Annotated in this window: 6 protein-coding genes; 3 read left to right on the top strand and 3 right to left on the bottom strand. The window is 40.0% G+C overall.

Features of this window, described 5'->3' with window-relative positions; all coding sequences use genetic code 11:
* Window positions 1–74 precede the first annotated feature (74 nt).
* Window positions 75–806, bottom strand: coding sequence for a Fic family protein (locus D7V32_RS12800; RefSeq protein WP_120403233.1), 732 nt, complete (start codon window positions 804–806; stop codon window positions 75–77).
* Between the two features lie 594 nt (window positions 807–1,400).
* Here D7V32_RS12800 and D7V32_RS12795 point away from each other — a divergent pair.
* From D7V32_RS12795 to D7V32_RS12785, 3 genes are read left to right on the top strand one after another with little or no spacing between them, the layout of a single operon-like run.
* A complete protein-coding gene (locus tag D7V32_RS12795; protein WP_120403239.1) occupies window positions 1,401–2,627 on the top strand; it encodes an efflux RND transporter periplasmic adaptor subunit in 1,227 nt (408 codons plus the stop codon).
* On the top strand, window positions 2,624–3,847 hold the full coding sequence (locus tag D7V32_RS12790; RefSeq protein ID WP_078194314.1) for an ABC transporter permease: 1,224 nt from the start codon (window positions 2,624–2,626) through the stop codon (window positions 3,845–3,847). Before D7V32_RS12795 ends, D7V32_RS12790 begins: the two co-directional genes overlap by 4 nt.
* On the top strand, window positions 3,840–4,544 hold the full coding sequence (locus D7V32_RS12785; protein ID WP_078194313.1) for an ABC transporter ATP-binding protein: 705 nt from the start codon (window positions 3,840–3,842) through the stop codon (window positions 4,542–4,544). Before D7V32_RS12790 ends, D7V32_RS12785 begins: the two co-directional genes overlap by 8 nt.
* A 23-nt stretch (window positions 4,545–4,567) precedes the next feature.
* Here D7V32_RS12785 and D7V32_RS12780 read toward each other — a convergent pair whose 3' ends face one another.
* Both D7V32_RS12780 and D7V32_RS12775 read right to left on the bottom strand, forming a co-directional pair.
* Window positions 4,568–5,950: a heavy metal sensor histidine kinase gene (locus D7V32_RS12780; RefSeq protein WP_120403232.1), complete on the bottom strand. Its 1,383-nt coding sequence runs from the start codon at window positions 5,948–5,950 to the stop codon at window positions 4,568–4,570.
* On the bottom strand, window positions 5,947–6,618 hold the full coding sequence (locus D7V32_RS12775) for a heavy metal response regulator transcription factor (protein ID WP_005177241.1): 672 nt from the start codon (window positions 6,616–6,618) through the stop codon (window positions 5,947–5,949). The genes D7V32_RS12780 and D7V32_RS12775 overlap by 4 nt, the downstream gene beginning before the upstream one ends.
* Between the last annotated feature and the right edge of the window lie 88 nt (window positions 6,619–6,706).

The raw sequence follows: 6,706 nt of genomic DNA, 5'->3' as shown, positions 1-6,706 counted from the left end.
TTTATTTCATTGTTCTGTAGGGTAATACCCCCTAAAAATAATTGAAGTTTCAAGTAGAGGCCTAGTAGATATACTTAAATCCCCAATACAACTTGATATGGTTTAAATCCATCAAGCACAGCCTCAGAAACTAATTGGATAAATGCTTCAGTTTTACCATAAGCCATCCATTGATCTAAAGCTTCATAGTAAGCCAAACGATTTTCTACTGTAATCACACAAGGCGGATATCCAGCTTTAAGTAATTCGAGATTCATCAATAAGCGTGATGTACGACCATTCCCATCAATAAATGGATGAATGCCTACAAAGTCTGCATGTACTTTAGCTGCACGTTCAATAGGATGTAGCTTATGTGCCTCAGTATTGTACCAATCGACAAGCTGAGCCATTTTATCATTCAACAGTGTATAGTCGGGTGGGTTAGTCGTAGCACCTGAAATCAACACGTTTTGTTGGCGATAACGTCCTGCATTGTCATCATCGATATTTTTTAGAATGAGTTGATGGATATTACGAATCTGCCATTCAGAAAAAGGTTCTTCTTTACGAATAATATCTTCAACATAATAGATCGCATTTCTATGGTTAATTGCCTCGAAATGTTCTCGTAATGCTTTTCCACCAACGGTAATGCCTTCCAAAACCACTTTTGTTTCTAGCAATGTCAGTGTATTGCCTTCAATTGCATTTGAATGATATGTCCAGCGAACAATAAGATCTTCTTGTAGATTTTTTACAATTGCAGGAGAAAGAGGACGATGCTGATCTAATTTTGTTTTTAAGGCATCTATATTGTCAAACATAACTTTCACCCTGAAGTTGTACTCTTGAATGATACATGAAAAAAACAAATATAAAAAAGTAATGTTATAACATATCTTTTAATATTGAATGCGTACGTGTTAAAATCGGGACACCATTTCAAATCCTGTTAATGGATTTGAACAAAATAAATTTTGTGATTCAATGCACTAAATCTAATTTGGGTAAAAAATGGGTACAGGAAAAATGCTATTGGCTTTATGGTTCACTAAATCAATAGCTTGGGAGTTGAGTTCAATTGACGCCATCACAGCTACTTTACTAAATATGGCTATGTATTACGTTATTGATAGCTGGAATGTTAAAGTCTAAAACGTGTTATTATTTCATATAAGATTTTGAAATATATGAAAATATAGGTTTATTTTTGTTTGTTTGTTTGTTTGTTTGTTTGTTTGTTTGTTTGTTTTTTTAATCAATATTATGAAAAAATTATAACAGTAAGAGAAATTAATTTAATAAAAATGGTGTGCTTTTTTAATTTGGTGTGTTGTAACTAAATTTTCATATATATTTAACTAGACATTAATTATTCGATTCAAAAACTTTTCTTTAATCTGGCTTGGAGAATGGAATTGCTTGTTATTCGCTATAAGCCTTGGATCATGATTATACTACTGGTTTTGCTCGTCAGTTTTGCTACATATCGCTGGTGGCAAGGACCATTGCTGCCTAGTTATGAAGTCGTATCTAGTCCATTGATTCAAACAGTTGTCGCTTCAGGACGGGTAGAGAAAGTATCTCGGACTCAGATTGGTAGTGAAATTACAGGGGTTGTTCTTGAGCGATTGGTTCAAGAGGGAGATCGGGTCTCTCGAGGGGATATTCTTTTAGTACTGAAATCTGATGAAATTTCAGCGCAAGTGCGGCAGGCAGAAGCTGAATTAAAAGAACTCGAAACCACTAGACGCCCGCAAGCAGAAGTTGATTTAGCGAATGCCAAAGTACAATTAGAACAGGCTCAAAGAGAGGCGTTACGCAGACGAAATACCGAATCAGGAATATTATCAGCAGAGGAAAGGGAGAAATCGATAGAGGCAGAAAGACTCGCCCGTAATAATTTGGAATCAGCTCGATTAAAAGTTGCTTCACTTGCCCCAAATAAAGTTGAAGAGACAAAATTACGCGAACGACTCGCTGCACTACAAGCGCAACTTGCCAAGACCAAAATTCGTGCAGAAGTTTCAGGTATTATTTTAACGCGTAATGTTGAGCCAGGGGATCTGGTACAACCGAGTCAGACTCTCTTCACTATTGCACTGGATGGTGCGACTGAAATACGAGTGCCATTTGATGAACGAAATTTACCACTGCTGGCTTTACAACAAAAAGCCGCAGTGATTGCAGATGCCTATCCAAATCAATCTTTTCCTGCCCATATTAATTTTATTGCTCCAAGTATTGATGCTCAACGTGGCACAGTAGACGTCCGATTAACAGTTGATCCAGTCCCAGGTTTTCTGCGTCAAGACATGACGGTATCGGTAAATGTTGAAACCAACAAGCGCGAGCGAACCTTGGTCATTCCAAATGATGCTTTAAGCAGTATAAGTGGCAACAAGGCTATGGTTATTTTAGTAAGAGATAGAAAAATTCAACGTCATCCTATCACACTGGGTTTACGTGGTTTGGTTATGTCTGAAGTTGTAGCTGGAGTGAAAGAAGGTGATCACGTCCTTACCGATGCAGAATCAGTGCTTAAAGATGGAACTCGTGTCCGAATAGAGAAAACTAAACGTGTTTTCCAGAGTCAAACGGATCAGAAAAATAGCAAAAATGAATTACCGGTGAAATTCGATTGAAAAACTTTTTTAGGCGACTTTGGACCGAGTGGACCATCGCAATCAGTTTTTTGCGAGAGGGTCGCACACAGTCGATGATGATTACCATTGGCGTCGCGGTGGGGGTAGCGGTCATTGTGTTCATTAGCGCCTTAATTCAGGGTTTACAATCGAATATTGTAGAAAGGACTTTAGGGACACAAGCGCATATTCGTTTGCTCTCACCAGATGAGGTGAATCATATTGTGCCACCAGCAGCAGGAACACTTCAGTTGTTACTAGAAGATCAGCGTGCACAACGCTTACGTTCTATTAATAATTGGCAGCAGATTACTGGGACTTTAGATCATTTACCGGTGTTGACTGCGGTTTCTCCTGTGGTCTCTGGTCCTGCATTTGTACAGCGCGGAGATGCAATTCAATCTGTTGCATTGGTTGGTATCAACCTTGAACGTTATCAACAGATTATTCCGTTAAAGCAATATATGGTGAGTGGTGAATTACGGGTCAGTGCGGATAATGTATTAATTGGGCGTCAATTAGCCAAAGATTTGGGTGTGCAAGTCGGGAGCAAATTAAGATTAGATACTGGGCAACAGAAAAATGCAGTGGTGAATATCTCTGGAATATTTGAACTGGGCGTGCGTGAATTGGATGCGCGCTATGTCTATCTGGATTTGAAACAGGCGCAATCTTTACTTAATTTGCCTGGTGGGGTCACAGTGATTGATCTGACGATCCAAGATATTTTTCAGGCGGAGCAAATTGCCTCACAAGTTGGACGCCTGGCTGGATTAAAAGCAGAAAGCTGGATTGAAACCAATGCTCAATTAATGAATGCGATTACCGCTCAAAGTCTTTCGACCAACATGATTATTGTTTTTGTAGGGATTTCAGTCGCTTTTGGAATTGCCAGTGTGATGTCGGTGAGTGTGGTGCAACGGACTCGGGAAATCGGTATTTTACGTGCAACTGGGGCTACACAAACGCAAATTTTAAGAGTTTTCTTATTTCAGGGAGCAATTTTTGGTCTGCTTGGTTCGATGCTTGGTAGTGTTGTCAGTTATTGTCTAATTTGGGGATTTAATCAGTTTGGTCCCGGCTTGTTTTATATTTCGATTTCAATCAAGCTTATCTTGTCAGCATTATTCTTGGCGACTTTAACGGGAGTTTTGGCTGCTGCAATACCATCCCGTCGGGCTGCTGCACTCGATCCTGTGGAGGCAATTCGTCATGTCTGATTCATCTGAGGAAGTACTACGTTTAGAAGCATTGCGAAAGTCCTATAATGTTGGGCAACCTAATGAAGTGGAGGTATTACATGGGATTGATCTGTGTATTCAACGGAATGACTTTGCTGCATTAATTGGTCCTTCTGGTTCAGGCAAAAGTACTTTACTGAATATTCTTGGCTTATTAGATCAGCCTAGCTGTGGTGAGTTGTACTTGTTGGGTCAGGCAACAAGTCGTATGGATGATATGGCTCGGACAGCATTACGTGGCAACAGTATAGGTTTTGTGTTTCAATTTCATCATCTTATACAGGCCTTTACTGCCTTAAATAATGTGCTTATGCCATTAATGCTGAAGCAAGGTAAGCCAGATCAATCTGCGTTGCAATATGCCCATGAATTATTGGCCGCTGTAGGGTTAGATAAGTTCGCTGACCGTAAACCCAATGAGCTTTCTGGAGGGCAACAGCAACGCATAGCGATTGCACGTGCACTGATTACTCAGCCTGCACTATTGTTGGCTGATGAACCGACAGGTAATCTTGATACTCAAACTGCTGCGGAAATGTTTGAATTATTTCGTAAAGTTCATCGCGAACATGGCTGTGCAGTATTATTGGTGACTCATGATCCTAGATTATCGGCAACCTGTGATCGAACCATTAATTTGGTGGATGGGAGAATTCAGAGTGATTCCAAAAAATGATATAAGCTCAGTGTGAATGTGAATCACGTATCTGGGAAAAGCAGTTCAAAGCATATACCTTCTGCGCTATTAATCGCCTGATACATCCCTTGATGAAGCGTCATAATAGATGCCACAATGGATAGTCCCAAACCACCTGTTTGATGATAACTTTGTCTACTGGAACTGCATTGATAAAATCGCTCAAAGATATGCGGCAAATGTTCCGGGGCAATTTCTAAACCACTGGTCACGACCGATAGCGCAATCATAGGCAGTTTGTTGATGATCTTTCGATAGCTATGCACATAAATAGTCCGGCGCTTGCCGCCATGAATCAGGGCATTGGAGAGCAGATTATACAGAGCTTGTTGTAACTGTTCTGGATCTGCCAATAGCTCAGTTGCCTCAAGCTTTAAAACAAAATTGCAGTGTTGTTCTTCGGCTTGATACTCAAAAATGCTGAAGATATTTTCTATAAAGGATTGAAGTTGGATTTTTTGTCTGTTTAAGCAAACCTTCTGCGCATCTGCACGTGCCAGAAATAACATGCTGTCAATCATTCTTTTTAAGCGTTGATAGTCCTCTAGGTTGGAAATCAGCACTTCCTGATATTGTACGGGACTGCGTTCACTCATGAGTAAAATTTCGGTTTGTCCTATTAAATTATTCAATGGTGTTCTAAATTCATGCGCAATGTCTTCTGAAAAACGATTCAGCTGGCTATATCCCAGCTCAATACGGTCGAGCATGGCATTGATATCGGAGGCTAGTTGTGCAATCTCTTGAGGGGGATAGGGCAGATTGAGTCGCTGTTCAAGTTGCTGAATATTTATCGCATGGGTTTGTTCTCGCAGGGTTCTTAATACTTTTAATCCCAGATGGCTAGCAATAGCACAAAGGATGAAAATCGCCAAGATACCTGTGAAAACATAAATGACAAGGCTCTTTTGAAAAGGTGCAATGATGCCTAAACGTTCAGACCACTGTTTGCCTGCAATTAACAGATACGGCTGGCGATTAATTTGAATAGTTTTCCAGGCAATGCGGGTGGGATAAGCATGCGCCGATAAATCTTGGAATTGAATTTGGGGCTGATGGGTAAATTCAGGTAGAGGAATGCCAAGAGGATTAATGCTGATCAGCGCCTGATCACCCTGAATCAATAAAAACAAATTATCCTGATTTCCCAACATGTTTTGATACAGCTTCGGGCGAGCGATAATCTGTTCAATATTGCTACTGTCTTGTAGTAATATTTCCAGTCGCTCAATTCGCTCAATCAAAGCCCTATCTTGCTGAGCAATTAAAATCTGGTTGATACCCAGATAGGTCATAAATGCTACACCGCACAAGACCATTGCAGCACACCCTGTAACCAAGAGTGTTAATCGGAGTTCTAGCGAACGAATCGGTTTCAACATTATTTCTCTGCCGAAATTTTATAGCCCAAACCGCGAACAGTATGAATTAACTTTATATCATGTCCCTCATCAATTTTACTACGTAAACGCCTTACCGCTACATCAATAAAATTGGTATCGGTATCAAAATTGATCTGCCAGACTTCAGAAGCTATTTGCCTGCGCGTAATAATTTCATTCGGATGGCGCAGCAGAAAGCGCAAAAGGTTGAATTCTTTTCTACTGAGTTCTATCGACTGCTCGTTACGCCAGACTTTATGATGGATCAAATCCAATTTCAGATTGGCAATTTCTAATTGGTTTTCCTGTGCATACTGCTGGCGCCTAAGTAGACTTTTAATTCGGGCCAGTAATTCAATATAAGAAAAAGGCTTGGCCAGATAATCATCGGCGCCCAGTTCCAAACCTTTGACCCGATCAATCACCTGATCTTTTGCTGTAAGAAAAATGACCGGAATTTGGGAAAATTGTCGCAAGACTTTCAGGACTGCCCAGCCATCAATATCGGGCAACATTACATCTAATATGACTAGGCTATATGCATGCATCTTTAACTTTTCCAAACCTTCTAGTCCTGAATGGACGCATTGCGCCTCATAGCCAGATTCATTTAACCCTTTAACCAGATATGAGGCGATCTTCGCTTCATCTTCGATAATTAGAATACACATTTTGTTCAGACTCATTTTAAAGATGACAACTTTGTAATGTGATTGTCATCCTTCAAATCATTCAGGTTGTATAAGATTTTTAAAACTT

The organism is Acinetobacter tianfuensis, from assembly GCF_003611465.1.
GTDB classification, from domain to species: domain Bacteria; phylum Pseudomonadota; class Gammaproteobacteria; order Pseudomonadales; family Moraxellaceae; genus Acinetobacter; species Acinetobacter tianfuensis.
The sequence above is the reverse complement of the archived record's forward strand: the minus strand, read 5'-3'. Positions and strand labels throughout refer to the sequence as shown.

Excerpts from the sequence above, each read along its gene's own strand:
- D7V32_RS12800 (WP_120403233.1), bottom strand. The coding sequence starts at position 806 with ATGTTTGACAATATAGATGCCTTAAAAACAAAATTAGATCAGCATCGT.
- D7V32_RS12785 (WP_078194313.1), top strand. The coding sequence starts at position 3,840 with ATGTCTGATTCATCTGAGGAAGTACTACGTTTAGAAGCATTGCGAAAG.
- D7V32_RS12775 (WP_005177241.1), bottom strand. The coding sequence starts at position 6,618 with ATGTGTATTCTAATTATCGAAGATGAAGCGAAGATCGCCTCATATCTG.